General features: G+C 34.0%; 18 protein-coding genes. 11 read left to right on the forward strand and 7 right to left on the reverse strand.

All coding sequences use genetic code 11. From position 1 onward, the window contains the following. Nucleotides 1–51: 51 nt before the first annotated feature. Nucleotides 52–909, reverse strand: coding sequence for an MBL fold metallo-hydrolase (locus JOD96_RS02745; RefSeq protein ID WP_209562742.1), 858 nt, complete (start codon nt 907–909; stop codon nt 52–54). Between the two features lie 363 nt (nt 910–1,272). Between JOD96_RS02745 and JOD96_RS02750 the strand changes: the two genes are divergently transcribed. The 5 genes from JOD96_RS02750 to sufD all read left to right on the forward strand — a co-directional run bounded on the left by JOD96_RS02750 (nt 1,273) and on the right by sufD (nt 5,771). Next, a complete protein-coding gene (locus JOD96_RS02750) occupies nt 1,273–1,602 on the forward strand; it encodes a HesB/IscA family protein (RefSeq protein WP_116751590.1) in 330 nt (109 codons plus the stop codon). A gap of 80 nt (nt 1,603–1,682) precedes the next feature. Further along, nucleotides 1,683–3,131, forward strand: a complete 1,449-nt coding sequence (gene sufB, locus JOD96_RS02755) for a Fe-S cluster assembly protein SufB (RefSeq protein WP_209562743.1) — start codon at nt 1,683–1,685, stop codon at nt 3,129–3,131. Between the two features lie 7 nt (nt 3,132–3,138). After that, nucleotides 3,139–3,627 carry a flavodoxin family protein gene (locus tag JOD96_RS02760; protein ID WP_209562744.1) on the forward strand — a complete coding sequence of 163 codons (489 nt, stop codon included), beginning with the start codon at nt 3,139–3,141 and terminating at the stop codon, nt 3,625–3,627. Nucleotides 3,628–3,642: 15 nt separating this feature from the next. Then, on the forward strand, nt 3,643–4,389 hold the full coding sequence (gene sufC, locus JOD96_RS02765; RefSeq protein WP_017494567.1) for a Fe-S cluster assembly ATPase SufC: 747 nt from the start codon (nt 3,643–3,645) through the stop codon (nt 4,387–4,389). A gap of 65 nt (nt 4,390–4,454) precedes the next feature. Further along, nucleotides 4,455–5,771, forward strand: coding sequence for a Fe-S cluster assembly protein SufD (sufD, locus tag JOD96_RS02770; RefSeq protein WP_209562745.1), 1,317 nt, complete (start codon nt 4,455–4,457; stop codon nt 5,769–5,771). A 106-nt stretch (nt 5,772–5,877) separates the two neighbouring features. Here the strand turns inward: sufD and JOD96_RS02775 are convergent, their stop codons facing one another. Further along, on the reverse strand, nt 5,878–6,054 hold the full coding sequence (locus JOD96_RS02775; RefSeq protein WP_209562746.1) for a hypothetical protein: 177 nt from the start codon (nt 6,052–6,054) through the stop codon (nt 5,878–5,880). 5 nt (nt 6,055–6,059) lie between these two features. Beyond that, nucleotides 6,060–7,409: a serine hydrolase domain-containing protein gene (locus JOD96_RS02780; protein WP_209562747.1), complete on the reverse strand. Its 1,350-nt coding sequence runs from the start codon at nt 7,407–7,409 to the stop codon at nt 6,060–6,062. A 220-nt stretch (nt 7,410–7,629) separates the two neighbouring features. Between JOD96_RS02780 and JOD96_RS02785 the strand changes: the two genes are divergently transcribed. From JOD96_RS02785 to JOD96_RS02810, 6 genes are all read left to right on the forward strand, one after another. Next, nucleotides 7,630–8,844, forward strand: coding sequence for an aminotransferase class V-fold PLP-dependent enzyme (locus JOD96_RS02785; protein WP_209562748.1), 1,215 nt, complete (start codon nt 7,630–7,632; stop codon nt 8,842–8,844). Between the two features lie 84 nt (nt 8,845–8,928). Then, entirely contained in the window at nt 8,929–9,282 is a 354-nt protein-coding gene (locus JOD96_RS02790; protein WP_317195268.1) for a hypothetical protein, read from the forward strand. 2 nt (nt 9,283–9,284) lie between these two features. Beyond that, nucleotides 9,285–9,707 carry a SufE family protein gene (locus JOD96_RS02795; protein ID WP_209562750.1) on the forward strand — a complete coding sequence of 141 codons (423 nt, stop codon included), beginning with the start codon at nt 9,285–9,287 and terminating at the stop codon, nt 9,705–9,707. A gap of 107 nt (nt 9,708–9,814) precedes the next feature. After that, nucleotides 9,815–10,138, forward strand: coding sequence for an SUF system Fe-S cluster assembly protein (locus tag JOD96_RS02800; protein WP_017494560.1), 324 nt, complete (start codon nt 9,815–9,817; stop codon nt 10,136–10,138). An 83-nt stretch (nt 10,139–10,221) separates the two neighbouring features. After that, a complete protein-coding gene (locus JOD96_RS02805; RefSeq protein ID WP_209562751.1) occupies nt 10,222–10,731 on the forward strand; it encodes a DUF2480 family protein in 510 nt (169 codons plus the stop codon). Between the two features lie 79 nt (nt 10,732–10,810). Then, a complete protein-coding gene (locus JOD96_RS02810) occupies nt 10,811–11,761 on the forward strand; it encodes a DUF3078 domain-containing protein (RefSeq protein ID WP_209562752.1) in 951 nt (316 codons plus the stop codon). Between the two features lie 170 nt (nt 11,762–11,931). On the opposite strand, the gene hflX is transcribed toward JOD96_RS02810, so the two are convergent. From hflX to JOD96_RS02830, 4 genes are all read right to left on the reverse strand, one after another. Continuing rightward, nucleotides 11,932–13,161, reverse strand: coding sequence for a GTPase HflX (gene hflX, locus JOD96_RS02815; protein ID WP_209562753.1), 1,230 nt, complete (start codon nt 13,159–13,161; stop codon nt 11,932–11,934). Between the two features lie 159 nt (nt 13,162–13,320). Beyond that, entirely contained in the window at nt 13,321–14,187 is an 867-nt protein-coding gene (locus tag JOD96_RS02820; protein ID WP_209562754.1) for a hypothetical protein, read from the reverse strand. A gap of 135 nt (nt 14,188–14,322) precedes the next feature. Further along, nucleotides 14,323–15,672: a DUF5689 domain-containing protein gene (locus JOD96_RS02825; protein ID WP_209562755.1), complete on the reverse strand. Its 1,350-nt coding sequence runs from the start codon at nt 15,670–15,672 to the stop codon at nt 14,323–14,325. A gap of 21 nt (nt 15,673–15,693) precedes the next feature. Continuing rightward, nucleotides 15,694–18,522 (reverse strand): carboxypeptidase-like regulatory domain-containing protein, encoded by a 2,829-nt coding sequence (locus JOD96_RS02830; protein WP_209562756.1) that lies wholly within the window; start codon nt 18,520–18,522, stop codon nt 15,694–15,696. Nucleotides 18,523–18,696 lie beyond the last annotated feature (174 nt).

Genomic DNA, 18,696 nt, shown 5'->3' on the forward strand with positions numbered 1-18,696 from the left:
TGCAGCAATTTATGTGTGTTTTTTCAATAAAAGAAAGCTTTTATTTACAAATCAAAGCACGTCCTCACAAGTAAAAACTTCTTTCAATCGAACGCCTTTTTCTGTATGCTCAACTGTTATAACTTGATTGTGTGCATCATGTTCCAAAAACAAATAATGATTATGGTCTGCGGCGGCGTTTAAAAATTTTGATTTCTCCGGCATTGTCAATAATGGTCTTGTATCATAACCCATTACATAAGGTAACGGAATATGTCCGGCTGTGGCCAGCAAATCAGCGCAAAAAACAATGGTTTTATCATTGTATTGAATATGTGGAATCATTTGTTTTTCGGTATGTCCGTCAACATAATAAATTCCAAAATTCAATTCTTCAGAAAAGCCAAAATCGGTTTCCGGACGTTTTATAAAATTCAGTTGCCCGCTTTCCTGCATCGGTAAAATATTCTCCGAAAGAAAAGAAGCTTTTTCACGCGGATTAGGTTTTGTTGCCCAATCCCAATGATTTTCGTTACTCCAATATTTTGCATTTTTAAACGCAGGTTCATATCCGGTTTTGTCCGAATTCCATTGAACACTTCCTCCACAATGGTCAAAGTGCAAATGAGTCATAAAAACATCTGTAATATTATCTCTGTGAAAACCATATTTGGCCAGTGATTTATCTATTGAATGTGAGCCCCAAAGCGAATAATATCCAAAAAACTTTTCAGATTGTTTATCTCCCATTCCGGTATCAATCAAAATCAAACGGTTTCCATCTTCTATAAGTAAACAACGTGCAGCAATATCAATCAAATTATTATTGTCTGCCGGATTAGTCTTGTTCCAGATTGTTTTTGGCACAACACCAAACATGGCACCTCCGTCTAGTTTAAAATTCCCGGATTCTATTGGATAAAGTTTCATAAGTATAATTTCTAATGAAAAACAAATCTAACAAATACAATTTCGTTGTGACAAAAATATTTAATTTAAAACTCAAAAAAACCGATTCTTTTAAAATATCTATAATTTAAAAGAATAAAATCACCTATTTTTCCATTTTTCATAGCTATGGTAAAATCAAACAAAGAGCAACCAAAATTTCAAAATAACTATTATCTATTTTAACATTTGTTATAATAATGTGAAGCGTTATGGAAAAAGGTTTTTAAGTCGTATCTTTGCAGATAATTTCATTTCAACATTGACAGACAGTACTTTAAAATGTAATAATTTCATTTCAAGTTCAGTCATAAATGAACAGAAAAGACAAATACCATAAATACAATGATAAAAGTTTCTGATACAGCCAAAAAGAAAATCATCGATTTGATGAGTGATGACGGTTTTGATGCCGCTCATGATTACGTACGCGTAGGTGTGAAAAGCGGTGGATGCTCTGGTTTGTCATATGATTTAAAATTTGATAAAACCAAAGGCGACGACGATAAAATATTTGTAGACAACGACATAACAATTGCAGTGGAGAAAAAATCATTTCTTTATTTAGCCGGTACTACTCTCGAATTCTCAGGAGGATTAAACGGAAAAGGATTTGTATTCAATAATCCAAATGCAAGCAGAACTTGTGGTTGCGGAGAATCATTCTCACTATAAATTTATAAAGAATAACAAGACTAATAAAGCGTAATTCTTTGAAATTTTTGAAAATTACACTTTAAATCTTTACATCAAAAATGAGCAAATACACCGAAGACGATTTAAAAATCGAACTGGAAACAAAAGAATATGAGTACGGATTTTATACTAATATAGAATCTGAAACTTTCCCTATTGGCTTAAACGAGGATATCGTAAGAGCTATTTCTCTTAAAAAAGAAGAGCCGGAATGGATGACCGAATGGCGCATCGAGGCTTTTCGTGCCTGGAAAGAAATGATCGAACCGGAATGGGCAAATGTTCGTTATGAAAAACCAGATTTCCAAGCCATTTCTTACTATTCAGCTCCAAAACAAGTGGATCCAAATAAAACTTTGGACGATGTTGATCCTGAGCTTTTAGAAATGTACAAAAAGTTAGGAATTTCTGTAGATGAACAAAAAATGATGAACAATGTCGCTATGGATATTGTTGTCGATTCTGTTTCTGTGGCTACCACTTTCAAGAAAACATTAGGAGAAAAAGGAATTATTTTCTGTCCAATTTCTGAAGCAATAAAAGAACATCCGGAATTGGTTCGTAAATATTTAGGAACTGTTGTACCTCAAAAAGACAACTTCTACGCAGCATTAAATTCAGCTGTTTTCTCTGATGGAAGTTTCTGTTATATCCCAAAAGGCGTACGTTGCCCAATGGAACTTTCAACTTATTTCAGAATCAATCAGGCAGGAACAGGACAATTCGAAAGAACGCTTGTTATTGCTGATGCAGGAAGTTATGTTTCATACCTTGAAGGTTGTACTGCACCAAGTCGTGACGAAAATCAATTGCACGCTGCTGTGGTTGAATTAATCGCTTTGGATGATGCTGAAATTAAATATTCTACCGTTCAAAACTGGTTCCCGGGAAACAAAGAAGGAAAAGGTGGAGTTTACAATTTCGTAACCAAAAGAGGTTTATGCGAAACAAACGCTAAAATTTCATGGACACAAGTTGAAACTGGTTCTGCTGTAACCTGGAAATATCCTTCTTGTGTACTTAAAGGAGATAATTCGGTAGGAGAATTTTATTCGATCGCCGTTACCAATAATTACCAACAGGCAGATACCGGAACTAAAATGATCCATTTAGGAAAAAACACTAAATCGACTATTATTTCCAAAGGTATTTCGGCTGGTAAATCGCAAAACAGTTACCGTGGATTAGTGCAGATTAGCCCAAGAGCTGAGAATGCAAGAAACTTTTCGCAATGCGATTCTCTTTTAATGGGAAACAATTGCGGAGCGCATACTTTCCCTTATATCGAAAGTAAAAATCCATCGGCTAAAATCGAGCACGAAGCAACTACAAGTAAAATTGGAGAAGATCAGGTTTTTTATTGTAACCAAAGAGGTATCCCGACTGAAAAAGCGATTGCCTTAATTGTAAACGGTTTCAGTAAAGATGTATTGAACAAATTACCAATGGAATTTGCTGTTGAAGCTCAAAAATTATTAGAGATTTCTTTAGAAGGATCTGTTGGATAATTGAAAGATGGAAAGCAAAAAAGTCATCATTTTAGGTTCAGCCAGAAAAAACGGAAACACAACAAAAATTGTCGATGAAATTGCAAAAGAATCGGGAATTGATGTGATTGACTTAAGTGATTATAATATTTCTCATTATGATTACGAAAGCAAAAACAGAGAAGATGATTTTCTGCCTTTAATAAGAAGAATACTCGAAGAGTACGACACTTTAATTTTTGCAACGCCCATATATTGGTATAATATGAGTGGAATTATGAAGGTTTTCTTTGATCGTTTTTCGGATTTAATCCGAATTGAAAAAGAAACCGGACGTAAGCTTAGAGGAAAGAAAATTGGCGTGATCTCAAATTCACACGATGATGAAATTGAAGATAGTTTTTACATTCCGTTCAAAAAAACAGCCGATTATTTAGGCATGGAATATTTAGGACACGCGCATTTTAATGCTAACATCCTAAACCAAACAACAAAAATAGAATTGACATTTATATAAAAATAAAAAAAAACAATGTTATCAATAAAAAACCTTCACGCCTCAATTGGTGATAAAGAAATCCTGAAAGGAATTAATATAGAAGTTAAAGCTGGCGAAGTACACGCGATCATGGGACCAAACGGTTCTGGAAAAAGTACACTTTCGGCTGTAATTGCCGGAAACGAAAACTACGAAGTTACTGACGGAGAAGTTTTCCTTGACGGAGAAGATCTTGCTGATCTTGCTCCTGAAGAAAGAGCTCACAAAGGGGTTTTCCTTTCGTTTCAATATCCTGTAGAAATTCCTGGAGTAAGTGTAACGAACTTCATGAAAACTGCCATCAACGAAACTCGTAAAGCAAACGGTCAGGAAGAAATGCCGGCTAACGAAATGCTAAAAGTAATTCGTGAGAAATCTGAATTATTAGAAATCGACCGTAAATTTTTATCTCGCTCTTTAAACGAAGGTTTTTCTGGAGGAGAGAAAAAGAGAAACGAAATTTTTCAAATGGCAATGTTAGAACCAAAATTGGCAATTCTTGACGAAACCGATTCTGGTCTTGATATCGATGCTTTGAGAATTGTAGCCAACGGAGTTAACAAATTAAAAAGCGAGAAAAACGCCATTATCGTAATCACGCACTACCAACGTTTGCTAGATTATATCGTTCCGGATTTCGTTCACGTTCTTTACAATGGAAGAATCGTAAAATCGGGAGGAAAAGAATTGGCCTACGAACTGGAAGAAAAAGGATACGACTGGATTAAAGCAGAAAACTAGTTTACAGTTACAGTTTACAGTTTACAAAACTCATAACTTATAACTCATAACTTATAACTACAGAAATGGATTTAAAAGAAAAATTAGTATCGTCTTTTATGGCTTTTGAAGAGCGTGTCGATGTACATTCAGATTTACATGACATTCGTACAAATGCCTTAAAAAACTTCGAAAATAAAGGTTTTCCAACCAAAAAAGAAGAAGCCTGGAAATATACATCGCTAAACGCCATCTTAAAAAATGACTTTACGGTTTTTCCAAAAGAAGAAAATGCAATCGAATTTAATCATGTAAAAAAATACTTTTTACATGAAATCGACACCTATAAATTAGTATTTATTGATGGCGTATTCAGTTCGCATTTGTCTTCTACTACGCATGACGGAATCGATGTTTGCTTAATGTCATCGGCATTGACCAAACCAAAATATAAAATGGTAATTGATACGTACTTCAATCAAATTGCAAGTAAGGACGAAAGTTTGACTTCGTTAAACACTGCTTTTGCAAGCGAAGGCGCTTTTATCAATATTCCACAAAAGAAAGTAGCTGACAAGCCTATTGAGATTATGTATTTCTCAACAGGAAATGAATCTGCTTTATTAGTTCAACCGAGAAATTTGATTATCGTGGGGGAAAATTCACATGTTCAAATTATCGAACGTCACCAAAGTTTGAATGAAAATCCGGTTTTAACCAATTCGGTTACAGAGATTTTTGCTCAAAAACGTGCGATTGTGGATCATTACAAAATTCAAAACGACAATCTTGAAGCGAATCTAATTGACAACACTTACGTTTCGCAACAACAGGAAAGTCACGTTTACGTGCACACCTTCTCATTTGGAGGAAATCTGACTCGTAACAATTTGAACTTCTATCATTTTGGAGAAAGATTGACAAGTACGTTAAACGGAATTACAATCATTGGGGAAAAACAACACGTTGATCATTATACTTTGGTAAACCACGCAACACCAAATTGCGAAAGTTTCCAGGATTATAAAGGAATTTTCTCTGATCGTTCAACTGGAGTTTTCAACGGAAAAGTTTTGGTAGAAAAAGAAGCTCAAAAAACAAATGCTTTCCAAAAAAGCAACAATATTTTATTGAGCGACAAAGCAACTATCAACGCAAAACCACAATTAGAAATTTTTGCAGATGACGTAAAATGTTCTCACGGTTGTACCGTTGGTCAGCTTGATGAAACAGCAATGTTCTACATGCAATCTCGTGGTATTCCTAAAAAAGAAGCTAAAGCTTTATTGATGTACGCATTCTCAAATGCCGTTATCGAAAGCATCAAAATACCGGAATTAAAACAAAGAATTACTAAAATCATTGCCATGAAATTGGGTGTGAATTTAGGATTTGATTTGTAGAAAGCTTAACCGCAAGGTTCGCAAAGATTTACGCAAGGTTCGCAAAGTTTTCATAAAGCTTTGCGAACTTTGCGCTTTTTACATTGCGCCTTTGCGGTTAATTTTTTTATTTATTTTTTAATCTAACAATAAAGAGTATAAATCCGAAAAAAGATAATCCTAAACCCAAACAAAAACAAATAGTATTTATTGGATGCCCAAGTTTTGTAGCAAAACCAAAACCTCCAAGAAACCAGCCAATTATAACCATAAAAACTGGCAACAAAATATTACTTCTTTTCATTTATACTATTTTTTCACACTCTCAATCACCCCCTTTAAAAACCCATTAAAATCAAAACTTTTATCACCTTCCCTTACTCCCATTCTCACAATTACCATATCCAATGACGGAATAATAGCCACCATTTGTCCTTGGTATCCGCTGCAATAAAACATATCACGAGGCACATCGGGGAATTTTCCTCCGGCGTTTAGCCAAAACTGTGCTCCGTATTTTCCTTCAGAAGTATTTGTTGGTGTTGCAGTGTATTTAACCCAGCTTTCATCTAATATTTGTTCTCCGTTCCAGTTTCCTTTTCTTAAATATAACAACCCAAATTTTGACCAGTCTCTAGGTGTTGCCCATCCGTACGACGAGCCTACAAAAGTTCCAGACATATCTTGTTCGACGATCATCGAATTCATTCCGATTTTGTCGATTACGGCACCGTACCAAAAATCAAGGTATTCCTGTTGGGTTTTAAATTGTCTTCTTAAAATTAGAGATAATAAATTGGTTGTTCCTGATGAGTAATTCCAATGCGTGTTGGGTTTAAACTGCGCTGGTTTGTCGAGTTGCACTTTTCCCATATTTTCAGCCTGAAAAAGCATTTTTGTAGCATCGCAAATCGTGCTGTAATTCTCTTCCCATTCTAAACCCGAATTCATATGAAGCAAATCGTTTATCGTAATAATTTTACGATCATCATTTTGCCATTCTGCAACTGGAACAGGTTTATAAATATCAATTTTTCCTTGTTTGGCCAGAACTCCAAAAGCCGAACTTGTAATGCTTTTTGTCATCGACCAGCCCAGGATTTTACTGTCTTTATTAAAACCTGTATCGTATTTTTCTGCTATCAGTTTATCTTTATATAAAACCACTACGGCACGTGTTCGCTTTGCTTTTTCACCATTTTTATCAAATGAATCATCAACTGCTTTCTTCAATTTTGTATAATCAATATTTGAAAACACGGTATCTTTTAGCTCATTATTCCCGTAAGGAAAAGGAAGATTATTAACCAATTTGGTTCTTTTTGGAAGCAAATACGGTTTCGAAACATCAAAATCTTCATTAATTAAAGTTGCTCCTAAACCTTCACGATAAATAGCTTTTCTCTCTTTTAAACCATAAACGGCAGAAGTAGCAAACTTTCCGGCATCATCAATTGAATTCGTTGCCAGATCAATCATGTCAATATCATTGTCGGTTTTTTCGATTAACTCTTTGGAGCGATTATCGATAAAATGGCCTGAAGCTATACTTTTAGCAGAAAACCCGGAAATTAAATCCAGTTTTGGGTAGGTTGTAAATCCGAAGTACAAAAAGGCAAGAACCAAAACCAGAACGAGTAATTTTAGAAATTTTTTCATAAATGATACAACTATTTTTATTGCAATATAATTAATTTATGCTCACGATATTACTACTCAAATCACAAATACAATTCATAATATTGAGTAAATAGAATTAAAAATTACATAATTGATATTTCTGCTGTCGTTGATGGCGCTATAAAAGGAAATTATCGAATTGCCGTAGAAACAAATTTAGTTTTAGTACTTTTGTAAATAGAATTTTTCTAAATAAGACATGCTAGATATCCAAAAAATAAGAGCTGAATTTCCGATCCTTTCACAAAAAGTAAACGGAAAACCATTGGTATATTTCGACAACGGAGCAACTTCGCAAAAACCACAGCTTGTGATCGATGCCGAAGTGAAATACTATCAGGAAATAAACGCCAATATTCACAGAGGTGTTCACACATTAAGTCAATTAGCTACTGATGCTTACGAAGTTTCTCGTGGTAAAGTACAACAACATATTAATGCTAAGTTTGCTCACGAGGTATTGTTTACTTCGGGAACAACCTTCGGAATCAATTTGGTAACGAACGGTTTTGCTTCAATTTTAAAACCGGGCGATGAAGTAATTGTTTCGTCTTTAGAACATCATAGTAATATTGTGCCGTGGCAAATGTTATGCGAAAAAACCGGAGCGACTTTAAAAGTGATACCGATGAACGAAGATGGCGAACTGATGATGGAAGCCTTTGATGCTTTGTTATCGGAAAAAACCAAAGTCGTAACCGTAAATCACATTTCGAACGCTTTGGGAATCATTAATCCGGTTAAAGACATTATTGCAAAAGCACACGCTGTTGGCGCTGCAGTTTTAATAGATGGTGCACAGGCTGTTCCGCATTTAAAACCGGATGTTCAGGATTTAGATTGTGATTTTTATGCTTTTTCAGGACATAAAATGTGCGGTCCGACCGGAACCGGAATTCTATACGGAAAAGAAGAGTGGCTAAACAAACTTCCTCCTTATCAGGGGGGCGGTGAAATGATTAAAGAGGTAACTTTTGAGAAAACGACTTATGCTGATCTTCCCCATAAATTTGAAGCCGGAACTCCAAATATTGCAGGCGGAATTGTTTTAGGAACGGCTATTGATTATTTAAATAGTGTTGGTTTCGAAAATATCCAACAATATGAAAATGAACTTTTAGAGTATGCTACAAAACGTTTATTAGAAATTGAAGGTTTAAGAATCTACGGAACGGGTAAAAATAAAGCTTCGGTAGTTTCGTTTAATATTGATGGAATTCACCCCTATGATATTGGTTCAATTATAGATAAATTAGGAATTGCTGTTCGTACAGGACATCATTGTGCGCAGCCTATTATGACTTTCTTTTGTATTCCGGGAACCATTCGTGCTTCTTTCTCATTCTATAATACCAAAGAAGAAATCGATCAAATGGTAGACGCTGTTAAAAAGGCACAAACAATGTTAAGCTAAAAAATTAAATATATGCGAATAGTATCATTATTACTTTTAACTGTTTTTATAGCAACTGGATGTTGTAGCCAAAAAAAAGCAGACATGAAATCAACTCAAATAGAATATTCCGCTCTTTCAAGAGGATATTATAAAAAAATCCTGGTTGAAAACGAATCTGTTTCTGTCACAAATGGCAGAAATGAGGAAACCGTAAAAAATAAAATAGATGCGGCAAAATGGAATAAAATTGTAGCTGAGTTTTCTAAAATAAACTTAGACAGTCTGTCTGCCTTAAAAGGGCCAACTGAAAAACGTTTTTATGATGGTGCTGCAATTGGAAATTTAAAAATAACAACTAATGGCAAAACTTACGAAACACAAGGTTTCGACAATGGCTTTCCTCCAAAGAAAATCGAAAAATTGGTGAATTTGCTGACGGATTTTGTTAAAGAATAATTATGACAATAAAAGAGATACAAAACGAAATAATTGACGAATTCTCAATGTTCGATGACTGGATGCAGCGTTACGAGTACATCATCGAATTAGGAAAAAGTCTTCCGTTGATCAATGAAGAATATAAAACTGACGAGAATTTAATTAAAGGATGTCAGTCTAAAGTTTGGCTGCATGGTGAAGAAAAAGAGGATAAAATTGTTTTTACTGCAGATAGTGATGCGATTTTAACAAAAGGAATTATTGCAATTTTAATTCGTGCATTTTCCAACCAAAAAGCAGCTGACATCATAAATGCTGATACTGATTTTATTGACGAAATAGGCTTAAAAGAACACTTATCTGCCACTCGTGCAAATGGTTTGGTATCGATGATTAAAAACATCAAAATGTATGCTCTGGCATTTAATGCAAAAAACAACTAAATTTCTTCTGCCATGCATTTCACGAATTAGCACGAATTTTCGATTTGACAAAAATGCTTAATTCGAGAAATTAGTGAAATTCGTGGCGAAAAATACAAACAAAAATTATGGAACAAGAAATAGACACAAACGAATTAGGAGAATCAATTGTAAAAGTTTTAAAAGGCATTTACGATCCGGAAATTCCTGTAGATATTTATGAATTGGGATTAATTTACGATGTAATGGTTAACACAGATTACGAAGTAAAAATCTTAATGACATTGACATCTCCAAACTGCCCGGTTGCGGAAAGTTTGCCAAGAGAAGTAGAAGAAAAAGTAAAAACAATCGAAAACATTAAAGATGTTGATGTTGAAATTACTTTCGATCCGCCCTGGAGTAAAGATTTAATGAGCGAAGAAGCAAAATTAGAATTAGGAATGCTTTAAAAATATTGTTTCAGGTTTAAAGTTTCAGGTTTCAGGTTATGCAACTTGAAACCTGAAACTTTAAACTTTAAACCATTTTTCACATGGAAGAAATTATCAATAAAGTTGCCAATAGTGCCTTAGAAGTTTTTGATCTTGAGGATTATTATCCAAAAGGAATGCGTGTGCAAATTGACATTTCGCAATGGCTTCTGGAAGGATTTTTATTAAAAGAAAAAGATTTTAGAGAACATCTTAAAAATCACGATTGGTCACAATATCAAGATCAATATGTGGCTGTTCATTGTAGTACAGATGCTATAATTCCGGCATGGGCTTTAATTCTGGTGGCAGTACAACTGGCTCCATTTGCCAAAAAAGTAGTCAACGGAACAATAGAAGATCTGGACGGAAGTTTATATGAAGAAATTTTGCCTGCTATTGATTATTCTGCTTACCAGAATAAACCGGTAATTGTAAAAGGGTGCTCAAAAAAACCTGTTCCTATGCGCGCTTACATTCTGGCTACAACTTACTTGCAGCCATACGCAAGAAGCATTATGTACGGAGAAGCTTGTTCTGCTGTACCTTTATACAAAGAATCTAAGAAATAAGGTACTTTAACACCCAATAAATCCTACATAATCTAACGGTTTTTAGTATATTTGTTAACATACACTTAAACTAAACACCATGAGAAAGCTATTTATACTACTCTTCGTTTTAGCAAATATTGCTTTTGTTCAAGCCCAAAATTCAGAAAAGGAATTAGTTCAAAATACAGAAAAAGCTGTCCAAAAAATCAATGACACTATAGAAGATGAAGGATGGAAAGCAAAGGGAACCGTATCGCTTTTATTAAATCAGTCAAGCTTCAATAACTGGATTGCCGGAGGGGAAGATAGTTTCTCAGGAACCCTGGGAATCAATTACGATTTTAATTACAAAAAAGACGATATTACCTGGGATAATAAAATACTGGCTTCTTACGGTCTTTTACAAACTAAAACAGCAGATTTCGAGAAAAAGACAGATGACCGTTTAGAATTTAATTCAATTGTAGGAAAAAGAGCTTTTGGCGAATGGTATTACTCTTTCTTTTTGAATTTCAGGACTCAATTTTCTACCGGTTATTTATATGGAAAGGATGAAAATGGCAAAGAAATCCGAACAGAGAATACGCAATTTATGTCTCCGGGTTATCTAACCACAGGTCCGGGTATTTATTGGTCAAAAGATGAAAATCTAAAAATTAACTTTGCACCATTAACTTCAAAATTCACTTTTGTTGATGGTTCTTACACATCCGGAATTGACAGGGGAACAGATTTGCCTTATGTAGATGGAGATTATTTTGGTGTAAACGCCAACAAAACCATGCGATATGAACTTGGTTTTTATGCTTCTGTTTATTACAAACTCGCTATAATGACGAATGTAACAGCTGAGAATACTTTGAATTTATATTCTAATTATTTAGAAGATCCTCAAAATGTAGACATCAATTATTCTTTGAATATTATCATGAAAGTAAATAAATTTCTATCAGCCAATTTAGCTTTTCAGGCTATTTATGATGATAATGCCTTTCAGGGATTTCAAACCAGAGAAGTATTTGGTTTAGGAATTAATTTTGGGTTTTAAATCTTTGAAACTATAAAATTTACCGCAAAGGGCGCAAGCATTTATTTACAAAGCTTAATTTATAAAATAAAAGTTCGCAAAGCTAAATCAACATATAGCTTTGCGAACTTTTTTATGATAATCACTTTTAATAAATATTTGCGCCCTTTGCGGTAAAAAATTTATTATTCCTATTCCTCTTCCTTTTCAACAGCATCCTTATAATCAGGATACAGGAATTTATTATACGGAAATCTCGTGATATGAATCTGACGCACAGCTTCGTATACTGTTTCTCTAAATTCCTCAAAATTTTCTTTATTAGTTGCAGAGATAAATAAAGCATTATTCTGACCAACATTACTCATCCAGGTTTGTTTCCATTCGTCTAGTGTATAATGTCTTCTTGTTTTTTCTGTAATCAGATCATCTTCATCTATTGTCAGGTGTTTATAGGCATCAATTTTATTAAAAACCATAATAGTTGGTTTGTCATTACTTTTGATATCTAACAAGGTTTGATTTACAGATTCAATATGATCTTCAAAATCCGGGTGAGAAATATCTACAACGTGCAAAAGCAGATCTGCTTCGCGAACCTCATCAAGTGTACTTTTAAAAGAATCTACCAATTGAGTTGGCAGTTTTCTAATAAACCCTACGGTATCAGAAAGTAAAAATGGTAAATTTTTAATCACCACTTTTCTAACTGTTGTATCAAGAGTTGCAAATAATTTATTCTCTACAAAAACATCGCTTTTTCCAATCGCATTCATCAAGGTCGATTTTCCAACATTGGTATAACCCACGAGTGCCACACGTACCATCGCACCACGATTACTACGCTGGATACTCATTTGTTTGTCGATTGTTTTGATTTTGTCTTTCAATAACGAAATCCTGTCACGTACAATACGTCTGTCGGTTTCAATCTCTGTTTCTCCGGGACCACGCATACCAATACCACCTTTCTGACGTTCTAAGTGCGTCCATAAGCCCGAAAGTCTTGGTAATAAATAGATACATTGCGCCAGTTCAACCTGTGTTCTTGCGTAAGACGTTTCGGCTCTTTGTGCAAAAATATCCAGAATCAAATTGGTTCTGTCCAGAATTTTACAATCAATAATCCTTGAGATGTTCTTTTGTTGGGATGGCGACAATTCATCATCAAAAATCAGGGTCGAAATATTATTCTCTTTTACAAAAAGATTTATTTCATCTATTTTTCCTGTCCCGACAAAAGTCTTCGGATTGGGACGTTCCATTTTTTGCGAAAAGCGCTTAATTACTTCACCTCCTGCGGTAAAGGTCAAAAACTCTAATTCGTCTAAATATTCGTTAAGTTTTTCTTCACTTTGGTTTTGAGTTACAATACCGACAATGGCTGTTCGCTCAAAATTTATAACTTCTTTTTCTAACATATCTTTGAATAAGATGCAAATTTAATGATTTGTAAGCTATTACACTTACAGAATTTATATTTTAAGTACTATTTATGATATTTGGATAATATAAATAAAAACCCATCTAAAAATTAAGAAGCTTAACTTTTAAATGGGTTTAAAAAAAGAGGGAAAAAATTATTCGTAAATAAAAGTTTTCTCTGTTTTTACAATTCCGTTTTCTTCTATTTGAGAACAGGAAATCGGGAAATTTAATTTATTGTATTTGTATTTTCTGCTTATCGCAACCAATGCTGTTGACGACGGGCTGAAATTAACTTCATTATTATACGAAATTGTCTCAAAACTAAATTCGTCTTCATGATAGGAAATCATCGGAACAATTATTTTATAATTATCTCCAAACAGATTCTGAACAATTAGTTGATCTACCGACTTTTTATCGTCGTAAGTAAATGTTTTAGAAATTTTATCTCCAACCAGACCTTTATGTTTTGTAACATTATCGTTTACATAAACATATTCAATTTTTCCAATAATGGCTTTATTTCTATCTCGTGATGTACGTCTTACAATGATTCCGTTTTCAACTATGTATTCGATGTCATCTACCAGATTTTGGTGATTGGTACTTTTTTTAGTAGTTGCTTTTATTCGGGCACCTTCATATACAAAACTTACTGTTTTAGTAATATAGTCATTACCCTCATGGTATTTATTTACAAATTTTATAATGTTATTATCTGCATCATAAGTGTAATTAGTAACTTCTTTCCAGTCGCTTCCAATTTTTTCTTTTACAGTCATATCCAGTAATCCATTTTTATTGTAAAAGAATTTCTGGATAACATCAGAGGTTGTGATTGTTTGGATTTTCCCATCAGCAAATGCAATTGTTTTGTTTACAATTTCACCATCTTTATAATTCTGATAATTTGTTTTTACAATATTGATCTGCTTTAGCCTCACTGGGGGAGTGTCCTGACTATGCAACAAACATGGGAATACCATCATTAGGATGGCCAATAAGTAGATTTTTTTCATGGTATTTATATCGATTAGGGACGACCAAAATACAAAATTCCTTTAAAAATCAACAGTATCGGGTTCAAAAAGTATTTATTTTTAAATAATTATCTAAAAACCAATGCTTTATTTTGACTATCAAAAAAGTTGTAGCTATTTTTCTCCAAAAATCCTTACATCATCAACCATAAAAGCACCGTTTAATGTTTTGTCTTTTCCGGAACCGATATACTTAAAGGCAATATTTATGTCTCCTTTATAGGATGATAAATCGATACCTCCAGAAGTTATAAACTGGCGTGTAGGTGTAGATAGATTTGCCATTTTTGCATTTAGCTTTGTCCATTTGGCTTTTGAGACATTCGAACCATCAAAATTTGTTGAGATATAAACTTCTAAAGTATTTAATGGTGAATCAACTTTTAAATCATGCTGGGCATTTCTAAACGATAACACAGCATTAGTATAACTGTCTAAATTAATTTTTGGCGAAATTAACCATACAATATTTTGGGCTGCAGTTGTACTTGTAGTATTGAATTCAGCATAACCATTTCCCGAATATAGCATACTCTTCCATAATTTAGTTCCTTTTTCTACTACATTACTCCAGCCGGGAAGAGCAAAATTTACATTGTTTTTTACCGATTGAAAATCTTCAGAAAACAACGGAACACTTCTTTTTCCATCCATTACAAGATCACTTTCGTATCGCGCCATTAATTGATAATCCGAACCATATTTTGTTAGTATCCCTCGTACTCTTCCGCTTCCTGTGGGAACTGGTCCAGATGCAAAATTTGCAAAACTACTAGTCCTGAAGATAATTTGATTTCCGGTTTTGTCTGTTAAATTCCAATTTGTTGCTCCGCCAATATTATTAGATTCCTCAAAATAATGACGGCCAATTGCGGCTTCAGTAAACTGAACATTTTTAAGCTCAATCAAAGTATTTAATTTACTATCATTTAGTGCTTCTTCTATAGAAACAAATTCAACAAGTAGATTTTCATTAACAACTGTACATGAACCATTCAGCACATTTTTATAATCATTTTGTGAAACTCTTCCAATCGTAGGGTCACCTGAGTTACTAACATACAAACTGCCTATTTGCAAACCGCCATAATTTAAATTGGTAAATTGGTTTTTGAGCTTGATGTAAACTTTGTTGCCTATTCTAAAATCTACATAAGTATTTGTTACATCTACAGGAACATTAAATCCTACAGCCGGTTTTCTGTCTGTAGCCATTGTTTGCAGGTAAATCGTTTTAAAAAAGTTACCACCTTCATCTGTAGAGGTTACATATCCTTCAATAACATCATCAAAACTATATTGTTTTGGTACTGATCCGGATAATTCTTTTACTTTTTCTACGGTTTGATTTACTGTCAGATTGGGTTGTGTACATTCTAATTTTGGAATTTCAACTTCCTTACTGCAAGCATATAAGAATAATAATGGTATTGCAAAAAAAGATTTTGAGAGCCTATTTTTCATATTATGAAGTGTTTTAAAATTTTATAAATTAATACTTATGTTTACGAAATAAGTTCTTCCGTATCCATAGAAATATTTCGGTCCAAACGATGGCGTACCACTAGAAATATCCTGACTAAGAGCCCTGAAATTGGCATTACGTGCCTGTTCAAATCCTCCGGTTTTATAAGAAACATTCAGAACATTATTGACGCTTGCAAATAGTCCGACATATTTTCCAAATACATGCCACGATTTACCTCCGGAAATATTTAATAAAGAAACCGGATTAAATTTCTCCTGTTTTAATAACGTTTTTGCTTGTTCTTCTGTTGCTTCGGGAAATATCAAACCGTTTTTAGAATTTTTATAGAAACGATCTGTTCTGGCAATAGGCGAAACATCAATATAACTTTCCGCCAGATAATTAATATTGGCGCTGAGCCACCAAAATTTTGGATTCCGATATTCCAGACCAAACGAGTATGCCTGTTGTGGCATTCCTGGCTGCTTGTAATTTTTAAGATGCGATTTTCCAAAATCAAAAGTCGCCTGCGCATTTTCTTTAACTGCATTTGCATCGTTGGTTATAGAGACATTCGGGTTACTATTATAAGTATAATTGCCATATGCAGCAGAAAAAGTAGTTTTTAAAGTCGCTGAAACCTGATAATCAAAACTCAGTTCGGCTCCAATATTTTTCTTGTCAAGATGAGTTAACGTTTGTGTCACAAAAGCATCGGTATTATTATAACCCGCGCCTTTGTCAAAGATTCCTTCTGCATAAAAAAAGGATGTTTTGGTGGTGTTTTTTATTAAAGTAAAATATGCCGTCGCCCTAACCTTAAGTTTAGGCGAACGATATACATAATTTCCTTCTGCACTGCTAATGTTTTCATTTTCAATTCCGTCCACGACAGAATTATTGAGGCGTGAATTTGAAAAAGTATTTCGAAGTGAAGGCGCTCTCGTAAGATGCATTCCGTTAAAATACAACCATTCTTTTCCTGAAATTTTACAGGTCAGTCCGCCCTTGAAGCCGAAATTTTCAAAATTAACTTTTTGACTTTTCCCAAGTGATGTTGTGGGATAGATACCGTTTTGATACAATCCTTCTCTTTGATAATCTGTAACAGAATAAGATTGTCCCACATATAAATCTATTTTTTTATAATTGAATTTAAATTGTGTGAATGCATCTATTGTCGTTGCCAGAAGATTATAATTATATCCATAAGTATCGCCCTCTTTTACCAGACGATTTGGATTTTGCAGATCAGATTGTGCCTGATCACCGCTGTAAAAAGAATCTATATCTTCAAAATATAAACCTCCCAGTAAATCTAAAAGGTTCTGAAACTGATGTGATCTCAGGTTTCTAAAGGTAACTCCACTGTCAAAAGAACTGTTTTCTGTGAGCTTAATATTTAAGTTTGTATTGGCTGCAAAAGTTTTATCATCTGTTCGGTCTTCATACAACACATAATGACTTTGGGCAGGCTCATAACCCGAAACTTTCCCGTTATTTGTCATTGGCTTCTGGTTCGTTTTATACATTGCTTCCCAGTCAATTTGAGAATTCTCCAAAAACAGTTCTTCACTCTCTTCTGCCTTTGCATAATCTGGAGTATATGCTCCCGAAAACTCTCCATTATCTTTTGCATAGAGTGACGTATAATAGCTGGGTAGTTTTCGGTAATAAACCGGATCCGGGCTGTTTGTATTTTGATAATCAATATTAGTATTCCCTATTTTACCAAACTGGTACATGACACTGGAATTGAGATTTGCTTTTTCATTTATCTTAAAATAATGATTAAGCATCAGGAGGGGTTCCTCGATGTTTTTGACGCGTGCATTTCTCTTTTCGCCATTTTGCCAGCCCCAATACGAATTATATTTATTATTTGTTAGTGCATTGACTTCATTTGTATTAGCAGAATTTTTTCCGTGTGAGTTTGGGGTATAAAATCCTGTAAAATTAAAAGAATGCTTATTGTTTAATTTTCTTTCAACACTTATAAAAAAAGATTCGGCATCAAGATTTGTACCTTCAAAATACCCTTCATTTCCAATTCTTTTACCCGCCGAGACTGCATAAGCCCAACCCGAAGAATTCATGCCCGAAGCATAGGTACCGATTGCCCGCCAATTATATGTTGTATTACTTCCTGAGAATGAGACCTTTCCTCCTTTTCTATAACCAGAAGCGCGTGTATAAATTTGCTGTGTTCCTAATATGCCGCCAAAAGTATAATCTGAAGCAGCAGCACCAACTGAAAATTCCTGATTTTTAAGAACATCATTTAATCCTCCCCAATTTCCCCATTGTGGTCTTCCGTCATAAATTTTATTCATCGGCATTCCGTTAAGCATCATGGTTCCGTTCTCACTGTCTAAGCCGCGCACTTTAAATCGGGCTTGTCCCCAACTAAAAGCTGAGGCCTGAAAAAAGGCATCTTTTGAAGATTGTAATAGTCCCGAAGTCATTTCAGAAGAACTATTATCGTCCGTGAGATCACTTTCTAATAATGAAATTAAAGCGCCGGGGATTTCGTCAGAAAAATTGTCTTCAAGCTGCAAAACTCCAAGATTAGTATCTGAATTTAAATTAACTTTTAAAAGCAGATCTTTATATCCGTTACTGTGCAATAAAAGTAATTGCTCTCCTTTGAGAGAAACATGAAGTGCAAATTTTCCGTTTGCTTTGGTAAGCTGTGTAACAGAAGAATTCTGAATGCTGACGACTACATTTCCTAATGGATTTTGTGTTTTTGCATCTATTACTATTCCTGAAATAGTAGTTTCCTGTTGTGCAAAAACATGTGTGAAAGGCAATAAAATAAAAAAAATCAAGTACTTTTTTCTCATAAAAAAACACCAATTAACTTTGGTAAAATGTTAGTATTAAAATGTTTAGAATAAACATTCTGTTCATTTACATCAAAGGATAAACTGGTTTTTGGAATACCGTATTTAATTCAAAGATAAATAATATTAATTATTATCATAATTTTCTTGTTAAATTAATTTTAAAAACAAAAT

It is taken from the genome of Flavobacterium sp. 1355 (assembly GCF_017833415.1).
In the GTDB taxonomy this organism is placed as follows: domain Bacteria; phylum Bacteroidota; class Bacteroidia; order Flavobacteriales; family Flavobacteriaceae; genus Flavobacterium.

Coding starts and splice junctions, on each gene's coding strand:
- JOD96_RS02745 (WP_209562742.1), bottom strand. CDS start 909: ATGAAACTTTATCCAATAGAATCCGGGAATTTTAAACTAGACGGAGGT.
- JOD96_RS02750 (WP_116751590.1), top strand. CDS start 1,273: ATGATAAAAGTTTCTGATACAGCCAAAAAGAAAATCATCGATTTGATG.
- sufB (WP_209562743.1), top strand. CDS start 1,683: ATGAGCAAATACACCGAAGACGATTTAAAAATCGAACTGGAAACAAAA.
- JOD96_RS02760 (WP_209562744.1), top strand. CDS start 3,139: ATGGAAAGCAAAAAAGTCATCATTTTAGGTTCAGCCAGAAAAAACGGA.
- sufC (WP_017494567.1), top strand. CDS start 3,643: ATGTTATCAATAAAAAACCTTCACGCCTCAATTGGTGATAAAGAAATC.
- sufD (WP_209562745.1), top strand. CDS start 4,455: ATGGATTTAAAAGAAAAATTAGTATCGTCTTTTATGGCTTTTGAAGAG.
- JOD96_RS02775 (WP_209562746.1), bottom strand. CDS start 6,054: ATGAAAAGAAGTAATATTTTGTTGCCAGTTTTTATGGTTATAATTGGC.
- JOD96_RS02780 (WP_209562747.1), bottom strand. CDS start 7,409: ATGAAAAAATTTCTAAAATTACTCGTTCTGGTTTTGGTTCTTGCCTTT.
- JOD96_RS02785 (WP_209562748.1), top strand. CDS start 7,630: ATGCTAGATATCCAAAAAATAAGAGCTGAATTTCCGATCCTTTCACAA.
- JOD96_RS02790 (WP_317195268.1), top strand. CDS start 8,929: ATGAAATCAACTCAAATAGAATATTCCGCTCTTTCAAGAGGATATTAT.
- JOD96_RS02795 (WP_209562750.1), top strand. CDS start 9,285: ATGACAATAAAAGAGATACAAAACGAAATAATTGACGAATTCTCAATG.
- JOD96_RS02800 (WP_017494560.1), top strand. CDS start 9,815: ATGGAACAAGAAATAGACACAAACGAATTAGGAGAATCAATTGTAAAA.
- JOD96_RS02805 (WP_209562751.1), top strand. CDS start 10,222: ATGGAAGAAATTATCAATAAAGTTGCCAATAGTGCCTTAGAAGTTTTT.
- JOD96_RS02810 (WP_209562752.1), top strand. CDS start 10,811: ATGAGAAAGCTATTTATACTACTCTTCGTTTTAGCAAATATTGCTTTT.
- hflX (WP_209562753.1), bottom strand. CDS start 13,161: ATGTTAGAAAAAGAAGTTATAAATTTTGAGCGAACAGCCATTGTCGGT.
- JOD96_RS02820 (WP_209562754.1), bottom strand. CDS start 14,187: ATGAAAAAAATCTACTTATTGGCCATCCTAATGATGGTATTCCCATGT.
- JOD96_RS02825 (WP_209562755.1), bottom strand. CDS start 15,672: ATGAAAAATAGGCTCTCAAAATCTTTTTTTGCAATACCATTATTATTC.
- JOD96_RS02830 (WP_209562756.1), bottom strand. CDS start 18,522: ATGAGAAAAAAGTACTTGATTTTTTTTATTTTATTGCCTTTCACACAT.